Raw genomic sequence first — 24,546 nt, 5'->3', positions numbered from 1 at the left:
AGCGCGAAAAAGTGGTGCGGGTAGAGGGACTCGAACCCCCACGATCTCTCGCCAGAACCTAAATCTGGTGCGTCTACCAGTTCCGCCATACCCGCGTGGCCCGGCAATCCCATGTAGCCATCATTCTGTCAATGTCGGAGACAAGATGTCGGCTCAGGGCCGGAATGTTGGTTATTCGCCTAAACGCGAAGACTGTTGAAAATTAGGCTCGCCTGTGACAAAAGGCGTGTCAAATGTGACGGAACGCGACGATCCGCTTCTACAAGATGTGATAAGAAGTAGGAAAAACAAGAACTTATTCACATTTTGGAACGCAGTTTGGGAGAGTTTGAGCCGTATTTCCGGTCAAATCGCCAGGTTCCGTACCAAAAGCCATTCCCGGCAAGAATTACCGGCAGGCTGTGAACGGCAGGGAGCCGTTTGGCAGCCTCATTGGTGAAAACAAAGGTTTTACGATGCAGGTCACCGAAACTCTCAATTCCGGTCTCAAGCGCGAGATCAAGATCACCGTGCCGGCCGGTGATATGGAAGCCAAGCTGATGGCGCGGCTGTCGGACGCCCGCAACAAGGTCCGCATCAACGGCTTCCGTCCGGGCAAGGTGCCGGTGCAGCACCTGCGCAAGGTCTATGGCAAGTCGTTCATGGCCGAAGTGGTCAACGAGATCCTCAACGACTCGACCCGCTCGATCATCACCGGGCGCGGCGAAAAGGCCGCCATGCAGCCTGAGGTCATCATGACCGAGGACGAGAAGGAAGCCGAGAAGATCCTGGCCGGAGGCGCCGACTTCGAGTTCCGCCTCAACTATGAGGTCATTCCGGCGATCGAGATCAAGGATTTCTCCGACATCAAGGTGACGCGCCAGGTGTTCGACGTTCCGGATTCGGAAATCGACGACCAGGTCAAGCGCGTCGCCGAATCGGCGCGCAGCTACGAGCCGAAGACCGGCAAGGCCGTCGAAGGCGACCGCGTCACGATCGACTATGTCGGCAAGATCGACGGCGAGGCTTTCGCTGGCGGCGCCGGCAACGACCAGCCGCTGGTGCTGGGCTCCAAGGAGTTCATTCCGGGCTTCGAGGATCAACTGATCGGCGCCAAGGCCGGTGACGAGAAGCAGATCACCGTGACCTTCCCGGAAAACTACCAGGCGGCGCATCTGGCCGGCAAGGAAGCGACCTTCGAGGTCACCGTCAAGGAAGTGTCGAAGCCCGGCGAGCTCGAAATCAACGACGAGACCGCCAAGAACCTTGGCCTGGAATCGCTCGAGCGCCTGCGTGACATCGTGCGCGGCCAGATCGAGAACCAGTTCGGTTCGATGACGCGCCAGAAGGTCAAGCGCCAGCTGCTCGACCAGCTCGATGCGGCCTATTCGTTCGAAGCGCCGTCGAAGCTCGTCGAAGCCGAGTTCAACAACATCTGGGCGCAGGTCAACCGCGACCTGGAAGCCGCCGGCCGCACCTTCGCCGACGAAGAGACGACCGAGGAAGATGCGCGCGCCGAATACATGCGCCTTGCCGAGCGCCGCGTGCGCCTTGGCCTGGTGCTGGCCGAGATCGGCGAGAAGGCCGGCGTCACGGTTTCGGACGAGGAACTGCAACGCGGCCTGTTCGAGCAGGTTCGCCGCTTCCCGGCCAACCAGCAGCAGGAAGCCTTCGAGTTCTATCGCAGCAATCCCGAGGCGCTCAACGCGCTCAGGGCGCCGATGTTCGAGGAGAAGGTTGTCGACCACCTGCTCGAACAGATCTCGGTCACCGACGTCAAGGTCAGCAAGGAAGAGCTGATGGCCGACGACGAGGAAGACGAGACCAAGGCCAAGGCGAAGCCGGCCAAGAAAGCCGCGTCGAAGAAGGCCGAAGCCAAGGCAAGCGATGCCGCTGACGAGACGGAAGAGCCGAAGAAAAAGGCCGCGCCGAAAAAGAAGGCCGCCAAGGACGCCGAATAGGCCGCTCATTGCAGCGAATTCCGAAAGGCCGCCTCCGGGCGGCCTTTTTTCGTTGCCAAACTGCAACATCGGATTCGTTCCTGATGGGCACCGGTGGCGATACGAAGCCTTGATCATTATCTGGTTGGTTGGAAGGCCAGAGGTAATTGGTGATGTCGTTGGGGGTGTTCGTGGGAACGAGGCGCGCTGCCGCCACGGTGCTTTTCCTTGCCTTGGCCTGCGGCGCTGCCGGGGCCGGTACGGAGAATTGGCGTTTTGACACGGCCAATGACGGCCTCGTCACGGCGTCGGTCTATGCCACCAACAAACTGATCACCGGAGGCGGCGCGCTGAGCTACAGCCCGGTGCTGACCATCGCTTGCCGGGCTGACGGCGAGCCGGCCTGGACCGAATGGCTGCAATTGAACGACGCAGTCTCCGCCAGCCGGAAAATCACCATGTCGGTGACCATCGACGGCGCCGGCAAATTCGACGAGAGCTGGTCCGTCGGCACGCGCGGCAGGCAGCTGATGCGCGACGGCGCCGATGGCATCAAGCGCCTCGTTCCGGCAAACCGCCTGCTGCTGTCATGGCGCTTCGGATTGTTGTCGGGGCGTGGCCAAGCCGATTTCGACCTCGCCGGCTTCGACGAGGCGGTCAGCCAGATTGCCGGCAGCTGCAAGACCGATCGGCCTTGATTTTAGAAGAGTGGCGATCTTTTGGGCTGTCGCCACTGGAAGATTGATCCGCGAGTGCGCGGCATCAGCATCGTTCTTTCCACAATTGAATGATTTCAAATTCCGGCCAGGATAATCGCCAGCGCCGTGGCGTTGCCGTCTCGCGAATACAAGACCTAGATCAGCAGCAGGCCCTTCATGCTGGAATAGCCCTTTCGCCCGATGATGATGTGGTCATGCACGGAAATGCCCAGCCGCTTGGCGGCTTCGATGATCTCTTTCGTCATCTCGATATCGGCACGCGACGGCGTCGGGTCGCCGGAGGGGTGATTGTGGACCAGGATGATCGCGGTGGCCGACAGTTCGAGCGCGCGCTTGACCACTTCCCTGGGATAGACGGGCGTGTGGTCGACCGTGCCTGTCTGCTGCACCTCGTCTGATATCAGCGCGTTCTTCTTGTCGAGGAAAAGGATGCGGAACTGCTCGCGCGCCTCGAACGCCATGGCCGAGCGGCAATAGTCGAGGAGCTGCTGCCATGACGAGAGGATTTCGCGGCCCTGAACCTCGCCGCGCGCCATGCGCTGGGCGGTCGCCGCGATGACCTTCAGCTCGAGCGCCAAGGTCGGGCCGATGCCCGTGACCTCCTGCAACAGGCCGACGGGCGCGCCGAGCACTTCGGCCAACGTGCCGAAGCGGGCCAGCAGCGCCTTCGCGACCGGCTTGGTGTCGGCGCGCGGGATCAGGCGGAAAAGCAGGAGTTCCAGCAGTTCATAGTCGGGCAAGGCATCCGGGCCGGCCGAGGCAAAGCGCTCGCGCAGACGATCACGGTGGCCGAGATAGTGAGGCTTTTCGGCGGGAGCCTGTCTGGCCTTCGTGTCTTGCCGCACTGGCACCTCGGAGAAGAAACTCCGCTCGTCGTCATCGCCCTGTGTCGCCATGTGCCGCCCATCCAGCCCGCGCAATGATCGCTGATCCCCGCGAAACACTAGGACGGCGGGCAGGGGCGGTCGAGGTCTTTTCGGCGGCAAGGAATAAGTAAGCCACCGACCTCGACGCAATGTTGCGGCAATGGGGGTCGCTCAAGCTCACGGCATCGCCATTGATGGCCCCGCATCGGAGAACCAAGATGCCCAGCCTCGTTCGTATCCTGCTGTCCGCCGGGCTGTTTCTGAGCTTCAGCCCTGCAATGGCTGCCCTGGTGATCGATGCCGTGCCCGCCGGTAGCCGCTCTGATCAGAACCTCCCGATCCATTTCATCCAATACGATGATCCTTGCACGGACGGCCGTTACAGCGACGGCCAGCCGCATAACTGCCGGGAGCTCCTGCGCATGCTGGACCGCCGGGAGCGTTATCGGGAACGGCACGACAATTACCCGCGCGAACGCTACGATCCCTGCACCGATGGCAGGGTCAGCGATGGCCGTCCGCGCAGTTGCCGGGAAATAATGCGCTGGCTACGAGATATGGACGAGGACGAAGACTGGCGGCCGCGCAAACACTGGAAATAGGCCGCTATTCAAGACCCTCGCCACGGCGTCCTAAATCGGCAGGCCGGGGCGGTCGAGCTTTTTGGGCGACAGCGTGAAAATCTCGCAGCCGGTGTCGGTCACGCCGATCGTGTGCTCATACTGCGCCGACAGCGAGCGATCGCGCGTCACCGCCGTCCAGCCGTCCGACAGGACTTTCACATGCGGCCGGCCAAGATTGATCATCGGTTCGATGGTGAAGATCATGCCGGCGCGCATTTCCACGCCTTCATTGGCGCTGCCATAATGCAGGATGTTGGGGGCATCATGGAACAGCTGGCCGACACCGTGGCCGCAGAAATCGCGCACCACGGAGCAGCGCTCCGCTTCGGCGTAGGTCTGGATGGCGGCGCCGATGGCGCCGGTGCGCGCGCCCGGCCTGACCGCGGCGATGCCGCGCATCAGACACTCATGGGTGACCTCGAGCAGGCGTTCGGCGGCGCGCTTGATCGTGCCGACCGGATACATGCGCGAGGAATCGCCGTGCCAGCCATCGAGGATGTAGGTCACGTCGATGTTGACGATATCGCCATCCTTCAGCGGCTTGTTGTCGGGAATGCCGTGACAGACGACATGATTGATCGAGGTGCAGGACGATTTCGTGTAACCGCGATAGTTGAGTGTGGCCGGCAGCGCGCCGTTGTCCATGCCGAACTCGAAGACGAAACGGTCGATCGTGTCCGTGGTGACGCCGGGACCGACCATTGGCACCAGCTCGTCCAGGCAGCGCGCGGTGAGATCGCATGCCTTGCGCATGCCGGCAAAGCCTTCCTCGCCATAGAGGCGGATCTGGCCGGTGTTTCTGAGCGGTGCCGTGGCGGCGTCGAGATAGGTGACCATTTTATCCATATAGAAGGTGGCGCGCGGCAGGAGTGAGGCGCGTAAGTGGCACCAGATTTGGCACTTGGGAGCGAAAGGTTCAAGGAAGAACTGCCTGATGCGGTCCCAGCCGCCCGGATATTCGCTTGCCGAGGCAATGCTTTCCCGTTTTTCGCGGCGTTGCTTTCACTGCCGGGCCGCCTAGTGCCGGCAGGCTTTGCCTTTGCCCGCTGCAGCAAAGCGGCGGGTTTCCGCAGTGACGACACATTTCCGTGGCACAAAACGAACGAAGCAACTTTTGACGACGAACGGCGTTGCTTGGGCGATGCCGGTTCGGGAGATGTCGAATGGACAGATTGCAATTCGAGGTGCCGGTGCGCATCGCACCAGGCCCCGGCTTGCCCGTCGAGGAAATCTACAGCGTCGAGCAGGCGCTCGATTTTCTGCAGGATTGGCCGGCACGCCGGCAGGGGCCGGTGTATCAGAAAGCCTTCAATGCCTGTTTCGGTGCCACGGTGGATGTGGTCGAGACCGAAGACGCCTGCCGGGCGTTCATGGCGTTCTGCCGTGTCACCGGACTGATGGCCGGCGACATGATGGTGCCGCGCAAGCGCGGCGGCGAGGCGAGAGCACTGCCGGCCTGAGGGCCGCCGGGTGAACCAGTTCGGGTTCGAAAGTACATGACAATTCGCGTGCGCGACGCATCGGCCGGTCACCGTTAAGCTTCCGTTTCCACCTTCGCTGTTAGCCATTGCTTGTTCGGCAATGGTTGATTCGTTGCGTCAGTTTCATGGTTCGGAAGATGTACCCAGAAAAAGTCCGTGCGTTCCCGATCGATCGTCAGCTATTCTTGGTCAGGGAAGTTGCCGCCAAGCTCGGCAATCTGCATGGCGAGACCGCCACCTCGTTCTGGAAGGCAAAAGCGACGGAGTTGCTCGATCTCGTTGTCGGGACGGGCAGGGACAGAACGGCAGCCAGCGACGAAGTGCGCAGGTTCTTCCTGGCCGTGCAAAGAGAATTGTTGGCTGAGTCGAACGGTGAGTCCGTGCCAGTTCTTTCTGCCTGAAGCGGCGGACGCCGATCAGACGATGGCATCTCCGATCAAACAATGGCACCCCTGATCGAAAATGAGCCTAAGTTTTAGCCATTCGTTCATATATGCGTGCTTTCTAATTGATCATGGTATTCAACTGCTTCACCCGGATACGGCTGACGGCGGCTGGCATAGGTCGCAGCAGAGCCGCGAACGTCGCCACCATCTTTGCCCTCACGCTGCCGATCGTTGTCGGTGCGGCGGGTTTTGGCGTGGAAACCTCCTATTGGTACTATAACAGCTTGAGACTGCAGGCCACGGCGGATGCCGCGGCCTATGCCGGCGCGCTGGAGCAGATCTCGGGTTCCGACACGCCGACGATTGTCGCCGCAGCGACCCAGTCGGCCGCGACGAATGGGCTTGGCGAGGGCACGATCGTCGTCAATACGCCGCCCGCATCCGGACCGAACACGGCCAAGAAAGCGGTTGAGGTGATCGTCGGCCAAAAGCTCAATCGGATGTTCACCTCGATCTTCACTCAGACCCAGGTTCCAGAACAAGCGAGGGCCGTGGCCCTCATCACCAATGCTTCGAAGGCCTGCATGCTGGCGCTCGATCCGACCGCCTCGCAGGCTGCCCTGTTCTCAGGCAACACCAGCGTGAAGGTCACGGGCTGCTCGGTGATGGCCAATTCGATTGCCTCGGATGCCATCAAGCTTCAGGGATCGGCGGGTCTCCAGGCCGATTGCCTGATCACGGCGGGCGGCGTCTCTCTCAGCAACCCCGTCACCACCGTTTGCGCGGCCCCGATCACCCAGGCGCTGCCTGCCGCGGATCCATTTGCCGGCCTTCCGGCCCCGGCGGCCTCGAACCCCTGTCAGAACGCCAACAAATCAGCGCTGGGCCCGGGTACATATTGCAACGGACTGAGCTTGAGCGGCAGCGTGACGCTGCAGCCTGGCGTTTATGTTATCCAGGGTGGCGATTTCAAGGTGAACGCGAACGCCAACGTCGCCGGCGATGGCGTCCTTATTTACCTCGCCGGCGGATCGCGTGTGTCGATGAATGGCAACGCCACGGTCAATCTGAGCGCGGCGACGTCCGGCACTTACTCGGGCGTGCTGATGTATGGCGACAGAACGGCCATCGGCGGACAGAGCACCTTCAACGGCACGGCAACCTCGCTGCTGACAGGCGCACTCTATTTTCCCAAGCAGCAGGTCAATTATCTCGGCAATTTCTCCGGCCAGAACGGATGCACCCAGGTTGTCGCCGACATGATCCAATGGTCCGGCAACTCGACCATCAATCAGGACTGCACAAGTCTCGGAATGCGCGACATTCCCGCCACGCAATCCGTAGCGCTGGTCGAGTAGCCTTCCATGGGACGACCATCAGTGCCGATCCTGAGCGATGACACCGGCGTCGCCGCGGTCGAGTTCGCAATGGTGCTCCCTTTCCTGTGCGTGGCGTTGCTTGGCATCCTGGACGGCTGGTCCTATGTGACCAGCTCGCTGTCGATGCGCGCCGGCGTAAAGACCGCCGCGAACCTGATCATGGCCGGGTCGACCAATGATACGGCGACCCAGGCCGTTGCCATTGCGAGCTGGGAAAAGCGGCCGGCGGACGGCCAGGTCGCCCTAAGCCGGATTTATATGTGCGGGACTACCGTGGTCGACGCGTCCACTTTGTGCAGCGGGCCGAAGGCGCCCTCGGTCTTTGTTCAAATCCAGGCATCTGCCACCTGGCAGCCGCCCGTCACCTTCGGCGTCTTTTCCGCCTCCAGCACCATCGGCCACCTGGAGGTGATCCGTGTTCGGTAATGCGAGGGGCTTCAGGGCCGATCGATCGGGCGGAGCCGCGCTCGAATTCGCGCTGATCGCACCTTTCCTCATCATGCTGCTATTCGGAATCTTCGCCTTCGGCTGGTCGATGAATTCGGCCTCAAGCGTTCGGTACACGCTGGAGGCGTCCGCACGGTCCCTGCAGCTTAACAACACGCTGACTCAGGCCGACATCCAGGCGATCGCGACGCAGAAACTGCTTGCGCTGGGTCTGAAGGATGTCAACGTCACGATAGCCATCGATCCCGTGAGCGGCGGCTTTCGCATGGCGCACCTGACCGCTGCCTATGCTTTCGTCATAGACTTCCCGTACTTCAGTGCCTTTCCGATCAATTATGCGACGACCGTTACCGTGCCGCTGGTCGGCAGCTAGACGTGGGCTGTCCCTGCCATGTCGGCGAAGGACGTTTGGAACGGTTCCATTCCGCCCAGTAACAGGCTCTTTTGCCAGGGCGGGATTGCCGAAATTTTTACCCAAGATATCAAGAATCTTTAAACTCCTGCCCTTTACGAAAGCACGTATGGCCTCGTGGCGGAGCGGCTACGCTAGAGACTGCAAATCTCGGAAGCCTCGGTTCGATTCCGAGGCGAGGCCTCCAAATCCCGATGCGGCTGGATCGTCGGTCCGGGACGGGATTGGAGCCCGCCCCTGGTCCACTACGCACTACGCCGAGCGGTTCCGCTTGGGTGCAAAAAGCTCTAACGGAACAGATATCTCGACACCTCGGGGTTGCCGCGGCGCCACATCACGTTATCGAGGAAGTAGTGGTGTACGTTGATGAAAATCAACACGATGAAGAAGAACAGCGACGATCCAAGGACCTCCCGGTCATAAGGGACAATGGCGGTCAGCGCGGTCGGAATCAGCCAGAAACCCAGACCGCCAAGGAGGAGGCCAGCACTGATGAACTCCAGGAGCCGCACTCTGTAGGCCGGACCAAGAATCGACAGGATTCTGGATTGCGGAATTTTTTCGGCATCGCGCGCATCACGCTCGACATTGCTCTGATAGCGCCAGACCACCGCCAGGTACTGCAAGGAATGGAGCGCCGGCACTACGAGCAGCCAGAGCGGATTTGTCCTTACGATCAGAATCCAAAGATATAGCGACGCGCTGTAGGCGATGATGCCGTTATATGGCAGGCTGCCGCCATTCCTGGTCCAGCGATTGATCAGCATCACAACCGTGGCAGCCGTGGAAGCGGCCGCGGCCGAGAGTGCAATCGCATTGAGCCATGCAGGGGTGGCAAACGTGTAATATTCCAGCCCCAGGTATTTTCCCTGGCTGACCGCCGTGTTCGTCTGAAGCCACGCGAACAGCCAAACGGCATAGCTGTTGACCAGCAGGATTTTCTTGTCCGGATCGGTGAAGAACCGGCGCTTCAGGACGGCATCCACCATCAACATGCCGTAGCCTTGCTTGACGTAGTGCCAACCCACGAAAAAGAACATCGCGTTGGTTGCGTTCCCCAAGAGCCGGGCGTTAGCCGTTATCGAGCCATAACCAAAAAATGCGCCCATGAGCAGGGGAACGACGATGCCGGCGAAAATGTAGCGGATCTGCAGGTTCCTGTCATACCCGTCGCCGCGCAGCTTCCGCCCAAAATTGCGGTAGAAGAGCTGGTAGGAGTGGGCGAAGTGCGGATAGTTGATCAGATAAGCCAGGAAAAGCATTGTCGCCGCAACGAGCCCTTCGTACCTAAGCGGCACGAAATACAGCACCGGCAAAATCAGGAATGCGCTGCCGCCAAGCATCAGAAAGTCCGCGAGCGGACCAAAGAGATATTTTGGGGGCGTTGCCGCAGGAGCGCGTGTATCCGCCGAAAGGTGAACTGCCATATGAGCGCTCCCTTGCGGTCCATTTAACCACCGGCTCGTTTGCTCGACAAGAACGAGAATCCGAGCGGTCACCGCAACAGGCTTGAGCATCGGCCGCAACGGACGCCGTGATCCTCAAATTGTCGATGCGGTGCCGCCCTGCCAAATCTGCCGGGCACTCGCTGTGTAGAATCGGGAAGGAGAGACCGAGGTCTGAAAAGTCTGGTACGCCCAAGGGGAATCGAACCCCTGTTACCGCCGTGAAAGGGCGGTGTCCTAACCGCTAGACGATGGGCGCGCTCAGACGAAGCGGCTTATACTGGCGTTGTGCGCAACCGGCAACCCGTTAGGTGCCGCCTTGGACAACTTTTTTCCGACCTGCCAAATCAGCGTTTTCGCGGGGGCGGAAGAGCTTGCAATTTGCGGTGACGTCGGGCGCCCCGGCATCCTCGGGTGTTCGCGACGGAGCTTCGCTCCTGCTCTGCCCGTGGGTGACGAAGTCGCGGCCTTCGCCGCTGACAGGCTCCGGCCGACAAATCGCCGCTAGCCGTCGTCACCGCCGCTGCGCCGGCGGCAGCGCCAGTTCCAGTCGCGCTCGGGGCCGACGTCGACATGAACCGATTCGGTGTGGCAGTAGGTGCCGACGCCGCCGCGGCCGGGCATGGTCCTGATGTAATTCGCAAGCTCCCACTTGGAGACGCCGGGCACCTGGATGTCGGCGGCGGCGCAATACATGTGCAGCGAATTCTTGGCGCCGTTGGCGCGACGGTTGCGGGCCGGATCGCGATAGCCCGAGGTCACCATCATCTTGCGGCCGTAATGGCCTTCGATCGTCTTCAGCACGCGCACAAGGGACGGCTTCAGGCAAGCCACGTCGACGCTCTCATTCTGCTTCAAGAGACCGTTGGGCGCGAGCCGAGCCATGCCGGCGGCGGAGGCGACCTGATAGGAGCCGCCCGAGCCTTCGTCCTCGTTGAGGTCGACGTCGCTTTCATCGTCGAGGCCGGATTTGCGCTTGATCTCGAACAGGGCCGTCTGGCGCACGCCGGGCAAGGCGTCACTGCCGGTGATGTGACCGGCATCGCCGCCGAGTGAAGCCAGTTGCAGTGGCTTCTGCGTGGAATCAGCAGAGGCCAAAGTGATGATCGGTTTTGCCGCAGGCGGAGCAGGCTTGGGCTGCACGGCAGGCTGTTCGCCCGATCGGGTGTTGACCAGCGGAGCAGGCGTCGCCGAAGCCGGGGTGGCGCCGAACATCGAGGCCAGGAAGCCTGTTTTCTTCGGCGCGTCGGCTTGCGGTGCCTCGCCGGCGGTCACGTATACCGGATTGTTCATCACCGGTGCCGCGGCTGGCGTCGGCGCGGTGGCGGCGGCATCGGCGGCGGCGATCTTCTGGGCGACCGCGTCGGTCTGCCGCGCCGTCTGTACCGGCTGCTGCAAGGACTGCGGCGTCTGTCCCGCGATCGTTTCCGCGCCGGCCGGTATGGTGAGCGGGAAAGTGGCCCCAGGCTTGGCAATCGGTACGTAAGCAACCTTTTCGGGGAGTGCCGTGTCGCTTTCGCTCATCACGGTCGTCTGCTCTGTCGCCACTTGCGACGACGAATCAGCGGCGAGAGGCTTGCCTGCGGAGGCGGCGTGGAGGTCCGATGCGGAAGCATTATAGCCGGGCATTCCAACCGACATTGTCGGATCGCCAGCCGATGTGCAGGAGGCCAGAAGCATGGAGCAGAGCGCTGCCACAATGGCGCGGCGTTCTCCCTTAGCGAGGCTCCATCCTGCTGATTTCAAAGTCAAATTCCCCCTCGGTGTCCGATCGGTATATACCTGGCGCCGACTGGTATGTCCGCGTCAGGTGGACCTTTGTCTCCGATCCGGAAACGAGACCTGTGTCAAATCAGCAAGCCTGTAAGTATTTTTGCAGCGATTGCCGAATTGCGGCCGCTTGATGGTTGACGACACCATTTCGCCCGCTTTTGCGGGGGCGTCAACTCACCAGACATTACAGTCCGTTACACACGCACCTTGACATAGGTCCCGGGAGCATCGCCCAAGGTTTTCATATGCTTGCCGGGTTTGCGGGCAGGCACACGGGTGTTGTCCTTGGCCTCTATCCAGCCTTGCCAGTGCGGCCACCAGGATCCCGGATGGTCGGTGGCGGAGGCTATCCACTGGTCGAAGTCGCCCTTCGGCGGACCGCCGGTCCAGTACTGATATTTGTTGGATGCGGGCGGATTGACGACGCCAGCTATATGGCCCGATCCCGCCATCACGTACTCGACCGGGCCGCCGAAATATTTCGAGCCGAGGAAGACGGACAGAGCCGGCGCGATGTGATCTTCCCGGGAGGCGAGATTGTAGACCGGAATGGTGACATCGCCGAGCGAGATCGTGTGGCCCGCCAGTTGCATCGTGCCGCGCGAGAGGTTGTTCTCGAGATAGCAGTTGCGCAGGTAAAAAGAGTGGTTGGCCGCCGCCATGCGGGTCGAATCGGCGTTCCAGTAGAGCAGGTCGAAGGGCAGGGGGTCCTTGCCGCGCATGTAGTTGTTGACAACATAGGGCCAGATCAGGTCACCCGAGCGCAGCATGTTGAAGGCGGTCGCCATCTTGGTGCCGTCGAGATAGCCCTTTTCGTTCATCGACTTTTCCACCGCCGCGACCTGTTCCTCGTCGACGAACACTTTCAGATCGCCGGCATGGGTGAAGTCGACCTGTGTGGTGAAGAAGGTCGCCGACTTGATGCGGTCGTCGCCTTCCCCAGCCATCAGCGCCAAGGCCGCCGCCAGCAACGTGCCGCCGACGCAGTAGCCTATAGCATTGACGTCGCGCTCGCCGGTCGCCTTCTCGATCGTGTCGAGGCCGTATTGCAGGCCTTCCCTGATATAGGCTTCCCAGTTCTTGGCGCCGTGGCGTTCATCCGGATTGATCCAGGAGATGACGAAAACGGTGTGGCCTTGCTCGATCGCCCAGCGGATGAAGGATTTCTGCGGGTTGAGGTCGAGTATGTAGAACTTGTTGATCCAAGGCGGGCAGATCAGCAGCGGGCGCTTCAGCACCGTCTCGGTCGCCGCATCATACTGGATGATCTCGGCGACATCGCTGCGGCCGACCACCTTGCCGGGCGTGGTGGCGATGTTCCTGCCGATCTCGAAGGGTGAATAGTCAGCCTGACGCAGTTTGAGGTCGCCCTTGCCGGCGGCGATGTCCTCAGCCAGCATCTTCATGCCGCGCACCAGGTTTTCGCCGTTGGAGGCGACGGTTTCGCGAAACAGTTCGGGATTGGTCAGGATGAAATTGGACGGCGAGATGGCGTTGGATACTTGCTTGACGTAGAAGCTCGCCTTGTGGCGGGTATGCTCGTCCAGGCCTTCGGCATGGTCGACCAGTTCGGACGCCCAGCGCGAGGTGACCAGATAGGCCTGTTTCAAGAAGTCGAAGAAGGCGTTGCGGCCCCATTCCGGGTCCTGGAACCGCTTGTCGCCGCGCTCCGGCTTGACGGCATCGTCGGCGCCTTCGGCATTGGGGCTGACGCGCTGGATGGCGTTCGCCCAAACCGTCATGTAGCCGGCGAACAGCCGCGTCTGCGCTTCGAGCGCCCGCTGCGGATCGGCGAGCCAGTATTCGCTGAGCTTGGAGAAGGTCTTGACCATGTCGACCACCGGCTCGGCGACTTGGTCGCGCACCTCACCTTTTTCGCGCGGTTCGGCCCACGCGGAAGCCGCCTTGCCAGCCTGCTCGATCATCCGCGCCATGTTCAGCGCGAAGCGTTCCGGGTCCTTCACCAGATATTGCTCGACCGTCGAAGGTCCGCCATCTTCCGCTTTGCCCGAATCGGGTGTTTTGGACATGGTTCGCGGGGTTCCTCCGGAAGCGTTTTCTTGACATATTAACATGGGACATCCGACAGGGTCCAATCTCGCTCTACCCCGGCTGCCAAGGAAACAATATGACGATTAAGTTTGGCGAGACTGTTTTTTTCGGTGCCGGCCACTTTTGCCGCATCAGCGCGGCCCTCATGCTCCTGGCCGTTGCCGGATGCTTGAGCACGAATACCAGCGGTCCGGTGCCGATGGCCACCGACGCGGGCCCGAAGGACACCGGCACCTTTCCGAACCTCAACATCCCGCCGCAGGTGGCGGCGAAACAATTCACCGAGGCCGAGAAGAAAGCCAAGCTCGCCCAGTTGAAGGCCGACGAGAACGGGCAGGGCGCCAAGGGCGGCGGCGCGGCCGTCACCAACCAGGCGGCGCTGACCGATCTCGCCAAGAAACATGGTCCGCAGACCCTGAAGCAGATCGAAGGCAAATGCGACCCCGCCCTCGACCCTACCTGCAAATGAGTATATAGCGCGCGCCCAACGCTCCCTTGCTGTCTGGAACTGCCATGGAAGAATTTCACAAGGTCCGCCGGCTTCCGCCTTACGTGTTCGAGCAGGTCAACCGGCTCAAGGCGAGCGCCCGTTCGCGGGGCGCCGACATCGTCGACCTCGGCATGGGCAACCCGGACCTGCCGACGCCCAAGGCCATCGTCGACAAATTGTGCGAGGTCGTGCGCGATCCGCGCACGCACCGCTATTCCTCGTCGCGCGGGATTCCCGGTTTGCGCCGCGCCCAGGCAAACTACTATGCCCGCCGCTTCGGCGTGAAGCTCAACCCCGACACCCAGGTGGTGGCCACGCTCGGTTCGAAGGAAGGCTTCGCCAACATGGCGCAGGCGATCACCGCGCCCGGCGACGTGATCCTGTGCCCCAACCCGACCTATCCGATCCATGCCTTCGGCTTCATCATGTCGGGCGGGGTCATCCGCTCGCTGCAAGTCGAGCCCGATGACGGCTTCATTCCGGCGCTCGAGCGCGGCGTCCGCCATTCGATCCCGAAGCCGCTGGCGCTGATCCTCAACTATCCATCGAACCCGACGGCACTGGTCGCCTCGCTCGATTTCTACAAGGACGTGGTGGCCTTCGCCAAGAAGAACGACATCATCATCCTGTCCGATCTCGCCTATTCGGAAATCTACTTCGACGGCAATCCGCCGCCTTCCGTGCTGCAGGTGCCGGGCGCCATCGACGTGTGCGTCGAGTTCACCTCGATGTCGAAGACCTTCTCCATGCCCGGCTGGCGCATGGGCTTCGCCGTCGGAAACGAACGGCTGATCTCGGCGCTGACCCGGGTCAAATCCTATCTCGACTACGGTGCCTTCACGCCGATCCAGGTGGCGGCGGCGCACGCGCTCAATGGCGACGGCGCCGATATCGCCGAGGTGCGCGACATCTATCACAAACGCCGCGACGTGATGGTCGATGCGTTCGGCCGCGCGGGATGGACCATTCCGGCCCCCGCGGCCTCGATGTTCGCCTGGGCGCCGATCCCTGAGCCGTTCCGTCATCTGGGCTCGCTCGAATTCTCCAAGCTGCTCATCGAGCACGCCGATGTGGCGGTGGCGCCCGGTGTCGGCTTCGGCGAACATGGCGACGATTTCGTGCGCGTAGCACTGGTCGAGAACGAACACCGGATTCGCCAGGCGGCACGCAACATCAAGCGCTTCCTGTCGGCCAGCGCCAAGCAGCCCAACAATGTGGTGCCGCTGTCCGCCCACCGGTAAATACAAATTCGATCTTATTTGAGGGGCGTCGCCTTCCATGGCTGAAGCACTGCGTGTTGGAATTGCTGGACTTGGCACGGTCGGTGCATCGGTGGCGCGCGTGTTGCGCGACAAGGCGGCGGAACTGACCCGCCAATGCGGGCGCGACATCATCGTGTCGGCGATTTCCGCACGCGACCGGAAACGCGAGCGTGGCATCGATCTGAGCTCCGCGAATTGGTTCGACGATCCGGTCAAGATGGCGCAGACCGCCGAGATCGACGTGTTCGTCGAGCTGATCGGCGGCGATGAGGGGTCGGCGCGCGCCTCGGTGAAGGCCGCGCTCGAAGCCGGCCGCCATGTCGTCACCGCCAACAAGGCGCTGCTTGCCAAGCATGGCGTGGCGCTTGCCGAAATCGCTGAGAAGAAGGGCGTGCTGCTCAATTACGAGGCCGCGGTGGCAGGCGGCATCCCGGTCATCAAGACGATGCGCGAGGCGATGGCCGGCAATTCCGTCACTCGTGTCTTCGGCATCCTCAACGGCACCTGCAACTATATCCTGACCCGCATGGAGGCCGAGGGCGTCTCCTTCGACGTCGTGCTGAAGGACGCGCAGCGGCTGGGTTATGCCGAAGCCGACCCGACCTTCGACATCGAGGGCCATGACACGGCGCACAAGCTGTCGATCCTGACCAGCCTTGCCTTCGGCACCAAAATCGCCGCCAACGACATCTACATGGAAGGCATTTCTAACATTACCCAGGCCGACATCCGTGCCGCCGGCGATCTCGGCTACCGGATCAAGCTGCTCGGTGTCGCCCAGCGCACCGAAAGCGGCATCGAGCAGCGTGTGCACCCAACCATGGTGCCGACTGCTTCGGTCATCGCGCAGGTGCATGGTGTCACCAACGCGGTGGCGATCGAGACCGATATCCTGGGCGAGTTGCTGCTCTCGGGCCCCGGCGCCGGCGGCAATGCCACCGCCTCGGCGGTCATCGGCGACATCGCCGACATCGCCAAGAGCCGGCCCGGCTTTCAGCATGGTCCCGTCTTCGGCCGGCCGGCGAAGGAGCTGAGACCGTATAAGAAGGCGCAGATGCGCAGCCATGCCGGCGGCTACTTCATCCGGCTGACCGTGCACGACCGCATCGGCGTGTTCGCGGCGATCGCCAAGCGCATGGCCGACAACGATATTTCGCTGGAATCGATCGTCCAGCATGCGGTCAGCGGCGAGGCGGCGGCGCAGAAGACGGTGATCCTCGTCACCCACGAGACTACCGAGGCCGCCGTGCGCAAGGCTGTCGACGGCATCACCAAGGACGGCCATCTGACCGACAAGCCGCAGGTCATCCGCATCGAGCGGGCAGGGTAGCAGGCAGCCTCGTTGCCGTGGGCGTAACCACCGGCGGCGTATCTCGGTTCGGTGAGGACATCCCGCTGCCGCCCGGAACGAATTGGCGTCGGTACCGTTCTCTTGGTCAGCAACCAAGGGAGCCGCTTCATGGCCGATACCAACAAATCCGACGCCCCTGACATCGGCGACATCCAGAAGACGCTGGAAAAGCAGATCGCCGACCTGCGCAAGGAGATCACCAAGATCAACAAGAGCATTTCGCAGCGCAGCGCGGAAATGCTCGATGATGCCAGTGAGCAAGCATCGGATTTCTACGATACTGCCGCTTCCCGCGCCTCGCGGACAGCGCAGCAGTTGCGCAGCCAGGCCCAGTCCGTTTCGGAAGTCGCGCGTGAAAATCCGGGCACGACGACCGCCGTGGTTGGCGTGATCGGCCTGCTCGGGTTTCTGGCCGGGATTGCCGTCGGCCAGTCGATGAACGACACCTCGCGCCGCTGGTATTGACCGCGCCGATATTGAGCCGGCAATGCCGGCTCATTTCTCCGTTTCAGCAAGTCATTTAAGGAGGGCATTATGGCTTCGTCCGTGTTAATCGGCATCCTGATCACATTTCTGGTCATCATTCTCGTTCTCTACCTGGTGCAGCGGCTGCCGCTTGATGCCAGGATGAGGCAGATCGTCCAGGTCATCGTCATCATCATCGGCATTATTTCGCTGCTCAAATACCTCGCGGTTTTCTAGGACCACGAAGACGGCAATTTCTGTTTCGTGCCGGCTCGGTTCATCTCAAACCGGGCCGGCATTGTTTTCAAAAATTCGGTTCAATCGATTGATATTGCTATCCTTTCGATAAACCATCCGGCAGGTCTTGCCGTTGTCATGGTCGTTTGACAAAACAAGCACGCCTCTGGCGGGAGGCGGCATCAAACGAGGATTTGCCGAATGAATGTGGCCCAGAACATCGTCGCCGGCCTTGACCGGATACTCACCATGGAACTGGTGCGCGTCACCGAACGGGCCGCGGTCGCGGCCGCCAGGCTGCGCGGCCGCGGCGACGAAAAGGCTGCCGACCAGGTCGCCGTCGATGCCATGCGTGAGGAACTCAACCGCCTCGCGATCAAGGGCACGGTGGTGATCGGCGAGGGCGAGCGGGACGAGGCGCCGATGCTCTATATCGGCGAGGAGGTCGGGACCGGCAAAGGGCCCGCGGTCGATATCGCGCTTGATCCGCTCGAAGGCACGACGATCTGCGCCAAGAACCTGCCGAACGCGCTCGCCGTGATCGCGATCGCCGAGAAGGGCAGCCTGCTGTTCGCGCCCGACGTCTACATGGACAAGATCGCGGTCGGTCCCGGTTACGCCGACGGGGTCATCGATATCGACGCCTCGCCGGCCGAAAACGTCGCCAGCCTTGCGCGAGCGAAGGGCGTTGCTGTGTCCGACATCACGGCCTGCATTCTCGACCGTCCGCGCCACGCCAAGCTGATCGATGCCGTGCGCGCCACGGGCGCCGCGATCCGGCTGATCGGCGACGGCGACGTCGCCGGCGTCATCCACACCACGGACGCGGAAGAAACCGGCATCGATATCTATCTCGGCACCGGGGGCGCGCCGGAAGGCGTGCTGGCCGCTGCGGCGTTGCGCTGCACCGGCGGCCAGATGCAAGGCAGGCTGATCCTTGATACGCCGGAAAAGGTCGCACGTGCCGCAAAGATGGGCATTTCCAATCCGAAGCGGATCTATCAAGCGGAAGACATGGCGCGCGGCGACGTGCTGTTCGCGGCCACCGGTGTCACCGATGGCAACATGCTGGCTGGCGTCAAGTTCGGCCGCACATACATCACCACCCACACGATCGTGCTGCGATCGTCATCGCGGACCGTGCGCGAGATCAAGGCCAGGCACCAGGATATGGATAAGTTCTAGACCCGCTTGCGAAGCCGGGCCGCAGTTGTTAGCCATCTGGCTGCCTCCGATGGCGGCAGGGGTTCAACGATGACACCGCCCGATCGGCATGCGGCCTCTGATGTCTCGGGCGGCCAGCGAACGGTGGGTGCACGGCTGAAAGGCGGAAAGCGTAGTTTTTCTTGAAGTCTCCCGCGGCCTTTGGCTTATCCTGCCGCCAACCATGAGTTGGCAAAGCGCATGATGGGCGAAAGGCGCCTCTTCCTCGATGTCAGGCAGTCGGCAACCGGTCTCTCCTGGGAGCACCGGCTGACCGAACGGCAGGACATGATCGCGCTCGCCATCGCACAGGGTCATGGCGTGCCCGACATCGTCGCGCGCGTTCTTGCCGGACGCGGCGTGGCCGCCGATGAGACCGAGCGGTTTCTCGAGCCGACGATCCGCGACCTGTTGCCGAACCCGGCCTCGCTGACCGATATGGACAAGGCCGCCATCCGCATCGCCGCCGCCGTCATGGCGCGGGAGAAAATTGCGATCTTCGGCGATTACGACGTCGATGGCGCCGCCTCGTCGGCCTTGCTGAAGCGGTTTCTCACGCATTTCTCGGTGCCGTCGGAAATCTATATCCCGGATCGTATTTTCGAGGGCTACGGTCCCAATCCCGATGCCATGCGCGAACTGATATCGCGCGGCGCGACGCTGATCGTCACAGTCGATTGCGGCACCAACAGCGCCGTTTCGATCGACGCGGCCAATGCCGCCGGCGCCGATGTCGTGGTGCTCGACCACCACCAGGTCGGCGGCGTCTTGCCTGCGGCAATTGCCGTCGTCAATCCAAACCGCGACGACGACCTTTCCGGACAGGGCCATCTCTGTGCCGCCGGTGTCGTGTTCCTCGCCTTGGTCCAGACCGCAAAGGTGCTGCGTGGCCTGAGCGATGTCACGCCGCCCGACCTGCTTTCCCTGCTCGATCTCGTGGCGCTTGCCACCGTCTGCGACGTGGTGCCGCTCACGGGCGTCAATCGCGCCTTCGTCGTCAAGGGTTTGCAAGTGGCGCGGCAGCAGAAGAATGAAGGAATGGCCGCGCTGGCACGGGTGTCACGCGTTGGCGAGCCGATCAGCACCTTCCATCTCGCCTATCTGATCGGTCCGCGCATCAATGCGGGCGGGCGAATTGGCGATGCGGCACTCGGCAGCCGGCTGCTTGCAACCGACGATCCGGTCGAGGCCCGCACCATCGCCGAGACGCTAGACCGGCTGAACCAGGAGCGGCAGCTGATGGAGCAGGAGATGCTCGCCGCCGCGCGCGCCGAAGCCGATGCCGAGCTCGCGGGCGGCAGCGGGCCGGCGATCGTCGTCACCGCCAGCAACAGCTGGCACCCCGGCATCGTAGGCCTGCTTGCCTCACGACTGAAGGATCACGCACGGCGGCCGGCCTTTGCCATCGCCTTCAACGCCAACGGCACCGGCACGGGCTCGGGCCGTTCGGTGTCGGGTTTCGACCTTGGCCGGCTGGTGCGCGAAGCCGCCAATGCCGGGCTCATCGTCAAGGGCGGCGGCCATGGCATGGCTGCCGGCATCACCGTCGAGCGGGCAAGACTGGGTGAGCTCAGGGCCTTCTTCGAGGAGCGGGCAGCCGCCGACGTTTTCAGGTTGCAGGATGAGGAAAGCCTGGCGATAGACGGCGCGCTTGCCGCCGAAGGCGCGACGCTCGGCCTGCTCGATGCGTTGGAAAAGGCGGGGCCCTTCGGTGCCGGGCATGTCGCGCCTGTTTTCGTGCTGCCGCGCCATCGGCTGGCCGACATCAGGCCGGTCGGCACCAACCATATTCGCGCCGATTTACAGTCGGAGAGCGGCGGCCGCATCCAGGCGATCGCCTTTCGCGCCGTCGATACGGTGCTTGGCGAGTTCCTTTCCAAGAACCGCGGCAAGACGGTGCATGTCGCCGGCTCGCTGTCGGGCAATTACTGGAACGGCAACCGTACGGTGCAGTTTCGCATCATCGACGCCGCGCGGGCGTAGGGCGCGCCGGAAACCCGCGCAATTCAGCCGGCCGGCGCATAACGCAGCAACGTCACGCCCTGGGGGAGACTTTGCGTGCCGAGCGGGGTCAACGCCAGCGACAGGCCGGATTCAAAATATGGCTTGCCGCCACCCAGCACCACGGGATGCATATAGAGTCGGTATTCGTCGATGAGGCCGGCTCGTGCCAGAGAGGCGGCAAGGTCGGGCGCCGCCAAGGATGACGAGGCCATCGGCCTGCGCCTTGAGAGATCGTACCGCATCCTCCGCATCGCCATCCACCAGCCGGGCATTGAGCCCGACTTGCCGAAGCGTGGTCGAGAAGACGATCTTCGGCGTTTCGCGCCATGCATGGGCAAAATCCCGCTCGACCTCGGTGGCGCCGGTTTCGCGTTCAGGGCTGTCCCAGAAGCGCATGGTTTCGTACATGCGCCGTCCGGCGAGCACGGCGGAAGCCTGCCTCATCATGTCGTTGAAGTGCTGGTGCAGTTCCGCCTCGGGCACTGGCAAGCCGATGTCCCCGTTCGATCGGGCGATATAGCCGTCCAACGACGTCAGCATGGAATAGACAATCCTGGCCATCGGCACCTCCGCCTCAAGCGACGCAGACACCATAACCAATTGCGTTTGGCAATCAGTTTGCCCTGAGGCCAATACAACTTGAGGAAATGGTCTAGGCGAGAACCGTCTGCAGCCGCGTCAGTTCGCCGATCTGCGCCATCGTCGCCTGGTAGCCGAGCTGGATCGCCTCGTCGGCCCGGTGAAATTCGGTGAGGCCGATATGGCTGAGCTTGGGCTGCAGCGACATGTCGGGCGGATCGCCGGCAAGTCTCGCCCGCGAAATACGGTCCTGGATGATGTTGAAGGCTTCGACCATCACGCCGGTGATGCCCAAACGCGTCTGGTGCGATTGGTGTTGGGCGTCGACCTGGCCGGGCCTTGGCGCATCCTTTTCGATAACCAGCTCGCCAGCGCTGTGCTTGATCACGGCGGCGCGGCCGAACAGGTCGTAGTGGAGGTTGACCGCCACGACGAGCGGCTGCTCGTAGGCGCGGCAGACCGAAACGGGCACCGGGTTGACCAGCGCTCCGTCCACCAGCACGCGGCCGTTGCAATCGACAGGCTCGAACACGCCAGGCAGCGCGTAGGACGCGCGCATGGCGGTGATCAGCGATCCGCTCGACAGCCAGATCTCGTGGCCGGTGCGGATTTCCGACGCGACGCAGACAAATGGCTTGGGCAGATCGTCGAAGCGGATGCCGGCCACGTGCTCGCGCAGGCGCGCGTCCAGCTTCATCCCGCCGAAGAGGCCGCTGCCGCGCAGGTTGAGATCGAGCAGGCCGAAGATACGTCGTCTGGTGAGGCTGCGGGCGAACTCTTCCAGCTCATCCAGTTTGCCGGCCAGATAACAGCCACCGACCAGGGCGCCGATCGAGGTGCCGGCGATCATCGAAACTTCGATGCCGGCTTCATCGAGCGCGCGCAGCACGCCGATATGGGCCCAGCCTCTGGCGCAACCGCCGCCGAGCGCGAGCGAAATACCTGTTTTCTTGGGGGAGGTTGTTTCGGATGCGCCGCCTGCCGAGGACAGGCCGTTGGCCTCCCTGACATCTGGTCTGTTACGCAATGACGCCCATTCGAGCATCATGATCTCCCTTGTCCCAGGCTAGTATACGGACGGGCCGTATCGAAATGATGAATCTATGTGGTCGGTGTCAGGCAGAAGGTTCAAGCTGATGGCTTCCGATACGTGTTTTCCGCATCGAACAGCGGCTTGCTGCCGTCGTCGGCAAGCGTCCCCTTGCCGTCGATCAGCCCCACCGTCCGATAAAAGCATGAACGCCGGCCGGTGTGACAGGTTGCGTCGTGGCCCAACACTTTCACGCGAAGCCACACCGCATCCTGGTCACAATCCGTGAGCATCTCGACGACATGCTGGAAATTGCCCGAGGTTTCGCCCTTCTTCCAGAGCGTGTTGCGCGAGCGCGACCAGTAATGGGCAATGCCTGTTTCCAGCGTCAGAGCCAGCGCCCGTGCATTCATATGCGCGACCATCAGCAGCATGCCGTCGGCGGCATCGGTGACGACGACGGTGACAAGACCGGCGGCATCGAAGCGCGGCGAAAACACCGCGCCTTCCTCCAAGGCTTTCTTGTCCGAGGGAGCTTCCGGAAATTCCAGTGCCGACATTGCCGGTCTATCTTCCTATTGACCGCGACGTCGGCAAAGGGCTTACGCCCTGCCGCCGCGCACCATGGTGACAAAACGAACCTGCTCTTCGGGCGTATCCTTGAAGACGCCCGTGAAGGTGGAGGTCAGCGTTGTGGAACCTTGCTTACGGATGCCGCGCATGGCCATGCACATGTGCTCGGCCTCGATCATGACGGCAACGCCGCGCGGGTTGAGCACGTCCTGGATGACGCCGGCAATCTGGGCGGTCAGGGCTTCCTGCGTCTGCAGCCGATGGGCAAAGATATCGACGACGCGCGCGATCTTGGACAGGCCGACGACCTTGCCGTCGGGCAGGTAGCCGACATGCGCCTTGCCGATGATCGGCACCATGTGATGTTCGCAATGCGAATGGAACTGGATGTCCTTGACGATGACCAGGTCGTCGTAGCCGGCGACCTCCTCGAAAGTACGGCCAAGCTCCTCGGCCGGGCACATGTCGTAGCCGCCGAACATTTCGCGATAGGCCTTGGTCACGCGCTTGGGCGTGTCGATCAAACCCTCGCGATCCGGATTGTCGCCGGTCCAGCGCAGCAAGGTGCGTACGGCGGCCTCGACTTCGGCCTCGCTCGGGCGGTCGGTGACCGGCTTTTCCATATAGGCGGACTGGGGCATTAGTTTCTTGATGACGGCATCCATAAAAGGCGTCTCCCGTAGTTCCTCTCTGAGGAGGAACGAGTTGAACGGACCACGACCTTTCGGTGTCGGAAACTCGCCCCGTTTCCAGCCCCGTAAGCGGCGTGAACTTCCCGGCAAGGACAGTGGCGTTCGCCGCCTTGTCGATACCGGACTGCCAGCATTATATATGGTCGTGCCGAGCGAATGAAAGACGCAACAACGGCAATCGCTGTTCGCTTGGCGGCGACGGATTGGAAAATAATGATCAACGACGTCTACAACGCGAAAATTCTCGGTTTTGCCGGAAATATCGCCCGCATCGGCCGGCTCGATCATCCCGACGCGACCGCGAAGGCGCATTCCAAGCTGTGCGGGTCGACCGTTACCGTCGACCTCAAGATGGAGGACGGCGTGGTCACCGACTTCGCCCACGACGTGAAGGCCTGCGCGCTCGGCCAGGCATCGTCCTCGATCATGGCGCAACATGTCGTCGGCGCCAGCGCCGAGGAATTGCGCGCGGTGCGCGAGACCATGCTGAAGATGCTGAAGGAGAACGGCGCGCCGCCGGAAGGCCGCTTCGCCGACCTCGGCTATCTGGAGCCGGTGCGCGACTACAAGGCGCGTCATGCGTCGACCATGCTGACTTTCGACGCCGTGGTCGACGCCATCGGCCAGATCGAGAAGAAGCGCGCCGACGAAGCGGCCTGAGAGTGGTCTTCGACCTTACGGTGAGCGGATCCCGCCAGAGCGGTCGTTCATGCCATGGCTTGGTGTTCGCCGGTACTCTTGCCGCTTCACTTGTGTCGGCCGGTGGCTCAAGCGGGGCGGAACCAGCAGTCCAGCGCGATATCGGCGACTATCTCATGAGGGCCGTCCAGCCCTGCTGGAACGTGCCCGCAAATGCCACAAGTACTGCACGCGTCCGGATCAGCCTGAACAAGGACGGATCGCTCGCCGGGCCGCCAAAAATCGTCGGCCCCGTGACATCGGCAAGGCATAAGGTTGCCGAAGCCGCCATTCGCGCGATCACGCGTTGCGCGCCGTTTCCCGGGCTGGCGTCCTACGGCGCCGACTATGATTTGTGGCGCGACATCGTCGTCACATTCTACCCAGCAGTCGACCCCGCGGCGGGACATCCGTCCATGGACATCAACGACCTCGATAAACTTCTCGGAAAATACAAGAAGGTAAAGTAGCCGGCTCCGG

The 24,546-nt window shown here is 62.2% G+C and carries 27 protein-coding genes and 3 tRNA genes; 18 read left to right on the top strand and 12 right to left on the bottom strand.

Going from position 1 to position 24,546, the window contains the following annotated elements; all coding sequences use genetic code 11:
• Window positions 1-12: 12 nt before the first annotated feature.
• Window positions 13-95, bottom strand: a tRNA-Leu gene (locus LB516_RS08055).
• A gap of 360 nt (window positions 96-455) precedes the next feature.
• Here LB516_RS08055 and tig point away from each other — a divergent pair.
• Together tig and LB516_RS08045 are read left to right on the top strand one after the other, a co-directional pair.
• The gene (gene tig / locus LB516_RS08050) at window positions 456-1,940 is read left to right on the top strand and encodes a trigger factor (protein WP_224719293.1); all 1,485 of its coding nucleotides are present in this window, start codon (window positions 456-458) and stop codon (window positions 1,938-1,940) included.
• Between the two features lie 152 nt (window positions 1,941-2,092).
• Window positions 2,093-2,617 carry a hypothetical protein gene (locus tag LB516_RS08045; RefSeq protein ID WP_224528020.1) on the top strand — a complete coding sequence of 175 codons (525 nt, stop codon included), beginning with the start codon at window positions 2,093-2,095 and terminating at the stop codon, window positions 2,615-2,617.
• A 155-nt stretch (window positions 2,618-2,772) separates the two neighbouring features.
• Here the strand turns inward: LB516_RS08045 and radC are convergent, their stop codons facing one another.
• On the bottom strand, window positions 2,773-3,534 hold the full coding sequence (radC, locus tag LB516_RS08040) for a RadC family protein (protein WP_224719292.1): 762 nt from the start codon (window positions 3,532-3,534) through the stop codon (window positions 2,773-2,775).
• Window positions 3,535-3,722: 188 nt separating this feature from the next.
• Between radC and LB516_RS08035 the strand changes: the two genes are divergently transcribed.
• A complete protein-coding gene (locus LB516_RS08035; RefSeq protein ID WP_224719291.1) occupies window positions 3,723-4,106 on the top strand; it encodes a hypothetical protein in 384 nt (127 codons plus the stop codon).
• Between the two features lie 30 nt (window positions 4,107-4,136).
• Here LB516_RS08035 and map read toward each other — a convergent pair whose 3' ends face one another.
• Window positions 4,137-4,964, bottom strand: coding sequence for a type I methionyl aminopeptidase (gene map / locus LB516_RS08030; protein WP_140716652.1), 828 nt, complete (start codon window positions 4,962-4,964; stop codon window positions 4,137-4,139).
• A gap of 326 nt (window positions 4,965-5,290) precedes the next feature.
• Here map and LB516_RS08025 point away from each other — a divergent pair, with 326 nt between their 5' ends.
• From LB516_RS08025 to LB516_RS08000, 6 genes are all read left to right on the top strand, one after another.
• A complete protein-coding gene (locus tag LB516_RS08025; protein ID WP_015317559.1) occupies window positions 5,291-5,587 on the top strand; it encodes a DUF982 domain-containing protein in 297 nt (98 codons plus the stop codon).
• A 158-nt stretch (window positions 5,588-5,745) separates the two neighbouring features.
• A complete protein-coding gene (locus LB516_RS08020) occupies window positions 5,746-6,009 on the top strand; it encodes a DUF6074 family protein (RefSeq protein ID WP_023769988.1) in 264 nt (87 codons plus the stop codon).
• A 113-nt stretch (window positions 6,010-6,122) separates the two neighbouring features.
• Window positions 6,123-7,352, top strand: coding sequence for a pilus assembly protein TadG-related protein (locus LB516_RS08015; protein ID WP_224599066.1), 1,230 nt, complete (start codon window positions 6,123-6,125; stop codon window positions 7,350-7,352).
• A 21-nt stretch (window positions 7,353-7,373) separates the two neighbouring features.
• The gene (locus tag LB516_RS08010; RefSeq protein WP_140723667.1) at window positions 7,374-7,799 is read left to right on the top strand and encodes a TadE/TadG family type IV pilus assembly protein; all 426 of its coding nucleotides are present in this window, start codon (window positions 7,374-7,376) and stop codon (window positions 7,797-7,799) included.
• Window positions 7,789-8,193 (top strand): TadE/TadG family type IV pilus assembly protein, encoded by a 405-nt coding sequence (locus tag LB516_RS08005; RefSeq protein WP_140661131.1) that lies wholly within the window; start codon window positions 7,789-7,791, stop codon window positions 8,191-8,193. The genes LB516_RS08010 and LB516_RS08005 overlap by 11 nt, the downstream gene beginning before the upstream one ends.
• A 150-nt stretch (window positions 8,194-8,343) precedes the next feature.
• A tRNA-Cys gene (locus LB516_RS08000) sits at window positions 8,344-8,419 on the top strand.
• A gap of 100 nt (window positions 8,420-8,519) precedes the next feature.
• On the opposite strand, the gene LB516_RS07995 is transcribed toward LB516_RS08000, so the two are convergent.
• The 4 genes from LB516_RS07995 to phaC all read right to left on the bottom strand — a co-directional run bounded on the left by LB516_RS07995 (window position 8,520) and on the right by phaC (window position 13,480).
• Window positions 8,520-9,659, bottom strand: a complete 1,140-nt coding sequence (locus LB516_RS07995) for a hypothetical protein (protein ID WP_224719290.1) — start codon at window positions 9,657-9,659, stop codon at window positions 8,520-8,522.
• A 202-nt stretch (window positions 9,660-9,861) separates the two neighbouring features.
• A tRNA-Glu gene (locus LB516_RS07990) sits at window positions 9,862-9,936 on the bottom strand.
• A 245-nt stretch (window positions 9,937-10,181) separates the two neighbouring features.
• Window positions 10,182-11,429, bottom strand: a complete 1,248-nt coding sequence (locus tag LB516_RS07985) for a YcbK family protein (protein ID WP_224719289.1) — start codon at window positions 11,427-11,429, stop codon at window positions 10,182-10,184.
• A gap of 215 nt (window positions 11,430-11,644) precedes the next feature.
• The gene (phaC, locus tag LB516_RS07980; protein ID WP_140616115.1) at window positions 11,645-13,480 is read right to left on the bottom strand and encodes a class I poly(R)-hydroxyalkanoic acid synthase; all 1,836 of its coding nucleotides are present in this window, start codon (window positions 13,478-13,480) and stop codon (window positions 11,645-11,647) included.
• A 191-nt stretch (window positions 13,481-13,671) separates the two neighbouring features.
• Between phaC and LB516_RS07975 the strand changes: the two genes are divergently transcribed.
• The 7 genes from LB516_RS07975 to recJ all read left to right on the top strand — a co-directional run bounded on the left by LB516_RS07975 (window position 13,672) and on the right by recJ (window position 20,493).
• Window positions 13,672-13,971 (top strand): hypothetical protein, encoded by a 300-nt coding sequence (locus LB516_RS07975; protein WP_224719288.1) that lies wholly within the window; start codon window positions 13,672-13,674, stop codon window positions 13,969-13,971.
• A 44-nt stretch (window positions 13,972-14,015) separates the two neighbouring features.
• Window positions 14,016-15,233 (top strand): LL-diaminopimelate aminotransferase, encoded by a 1,218-nt coding sequence (locus tag LB516_RS07970; protein WP_015317568.1) that lies wholly within the window; start codon window positions 14,016-14,018, stop codon window positions 15,231-15,233.
• 37 nt (window positions 15,234-15,270) lie between these two features.
• Window positions 15,271-16,584, top strand: coding sequence for a homoserine dehydrogenase (locus tag LB516_RS07965; RefSeq protein ID WP_015317569.1), 1,314 nt, complete (start codon window positions 15,271-15,273; stop codon window positions 16,582-16,584).
• A 129-nt stretch (window positions 16,585-16,713) separates the two neighbouring features.
• The gene (locus LB516_RS07960; RefSeq protein WP_015317570.1) at window positions 16,714-17,070 is read left to right on the top strand and encodes a hypothetical protein; all 357 of its coding nucleotides are present in this window, start codon (window positions 16,714-16,716) and stop codon (window positions 17,068-17,070) included.
• A 69-nt stretch (window positions 17,071-17,139) separates the two neighbouring features.
• Window positions 17,140-17,307, top strand: coding sequence for a Thivi_2564 family membrane protein (locus LB516_RS07955; RefSeq protein ID WP_015317571.1), 168 nt, complete (start codon window positions 17,140-17,142; stop codon window positions 17,305-17,307).
• A 201-nt stretch (window positions 17,308-17,508) separates the two neighbouring features.
• A complete protein-coding gene (gene glpX / locus LB516_RS07950; protein ID WP_015317572.1) occupies window positions 17,509-18,492 on the top strand; it encodes a class II fructose-bisphosphatase in 984 nt (327 codons plus the stop codon).
• Between the two features lie 219 nt (window positions 18,493-18,711).
• A complete protein-coding gene (gene recJ / locus LB516_RS07945) occupies window positions 18,712-20,493 on the top strand; it encodes a single-stranded-DNA-specific exonuclease RecJ (protein ID WP_224719287.1) in 1,782 nt (593 codons plus the stop codon).
• A 23-nt stretch (window positions 20,494-20,516) separates the two neighbouring features.
• On the opposite strand, the gene LB516_RS28830 is transcribed toward recJ, so the two are convergent.
• The 5 genes from LB516_RS28830 to folE all read right to left on the bottom strand — a co-directional run bounded on the left by LB516_RS28830 (window position 20,517) and on the right by folE (window position 23,361).
• Window positions 20,517-20,645 (bottom strand): hypothetical protein, encoded by a 129-nt coding sequence (locus LB516_RS28830; protein ID WP_263492428.1) that lies wholly within the window; start codon window positions 20,643-20,645, stop codon window positions 20,517-20,519.
• The gene (locus LB516_RS07940; protein WP_263492427.1) at window positions 20,605-21,075 is read right to left on the bottom strand and encodes a dihydrofolate reductase family protein; all 471 of its coding nucleotides are present in this window, start codon (window positions 21,073-21,075) and stop codon (window positions 20,605-20,607) included. Before LB516_RS07940 ends, LB516_RS28830 begins: the two co-directional genes overlap by 41 nt.
• Before the next feature lie 91 nt (window positions 21,076-21,166).
• Window positions 21,167-22,141 (bottom strand): patatin family protein, encoded by a 975-nt coding sequence (locus LB516_RS07935; RefSeq protein WP_411908811.1) that lies wholly within the window; start codon window positions 22,139-22,141, stop codon window positions 21,167-21,169.
• Between the two features lie 80 nt (window positions 22,142-22,221).
• Window positions 22,222-22,683 (bottom strand): phosphoribosyl-AMP cyclohydrolase, encoded by a 462-nt coding sequence (gene hisI, locus LB516_RS07930; protein WP_015317576.1) that lies wholly within the window; start codon window positions 22,681-22,683, stop codon window positions 22,222-22,224.
• Window positions 22,684-22,725: 42 nt separating this feature from the next.
• Window positions 22,726-23,361 carry a GTP cyclohydrolase I FolE gene (folE, locus tag LB516_RS07925; protein ID WP_015317577.1) on the bottom strand — a complete coding sequence of 212 codons (636 nt, stop codon included), beginning with the start codon at window positions 23,359-23,361 and terminating at the stop codon, window positions 22,726-22,728.
• Between the two features lie 240 nt (window positions 23,362-23,601).
• On the opposite strand from folE, the gene LB516_RS07920 reads away from it, so the two are divergent.
• Window positions 23,602-24,048, top strand: coding sequence for an iron-sulfur cluster assembly scaffold protein (locus LB516_RS07920; RefSeq protein WP_015317578.1), 447 nt, complete (start codon window positions 23,602-23,604; stop codon window positions 24,046-24,048).
• 2 nt (window positions 24,049-24,050) lie between these two features.
• On the top strand, window positions 24,051-24,536 hold the full coding sequence (locus LB516_RS07915; protein WP_140616123.1) for a cell envelope integrity protein TolA: 486 nt from the start codon (window positions 24,051-24,053) through the stop codon (window positions 24,534-24,536).
• Window positions 24,537-24,546: the final 10 nt, after the last annotated feature.

Origin of the sequence: Mesorhizobium sp. CO1-1-7, assembly GCF_020164885.1 — a bacterium.
Classification (GTDB): domain Bacteria; phylum Pseudomonadota; class Alphaproteobacteria; order Rhizobiales; family Rhizobiaceae; genus Mesorhizobium; species Mesorhizobium australicum.
The sequence above is the reverse complement of the archived record's forward strand: the minus strand, read 5'-3'. Positions and strand labels throughout refer to the sequence as shown.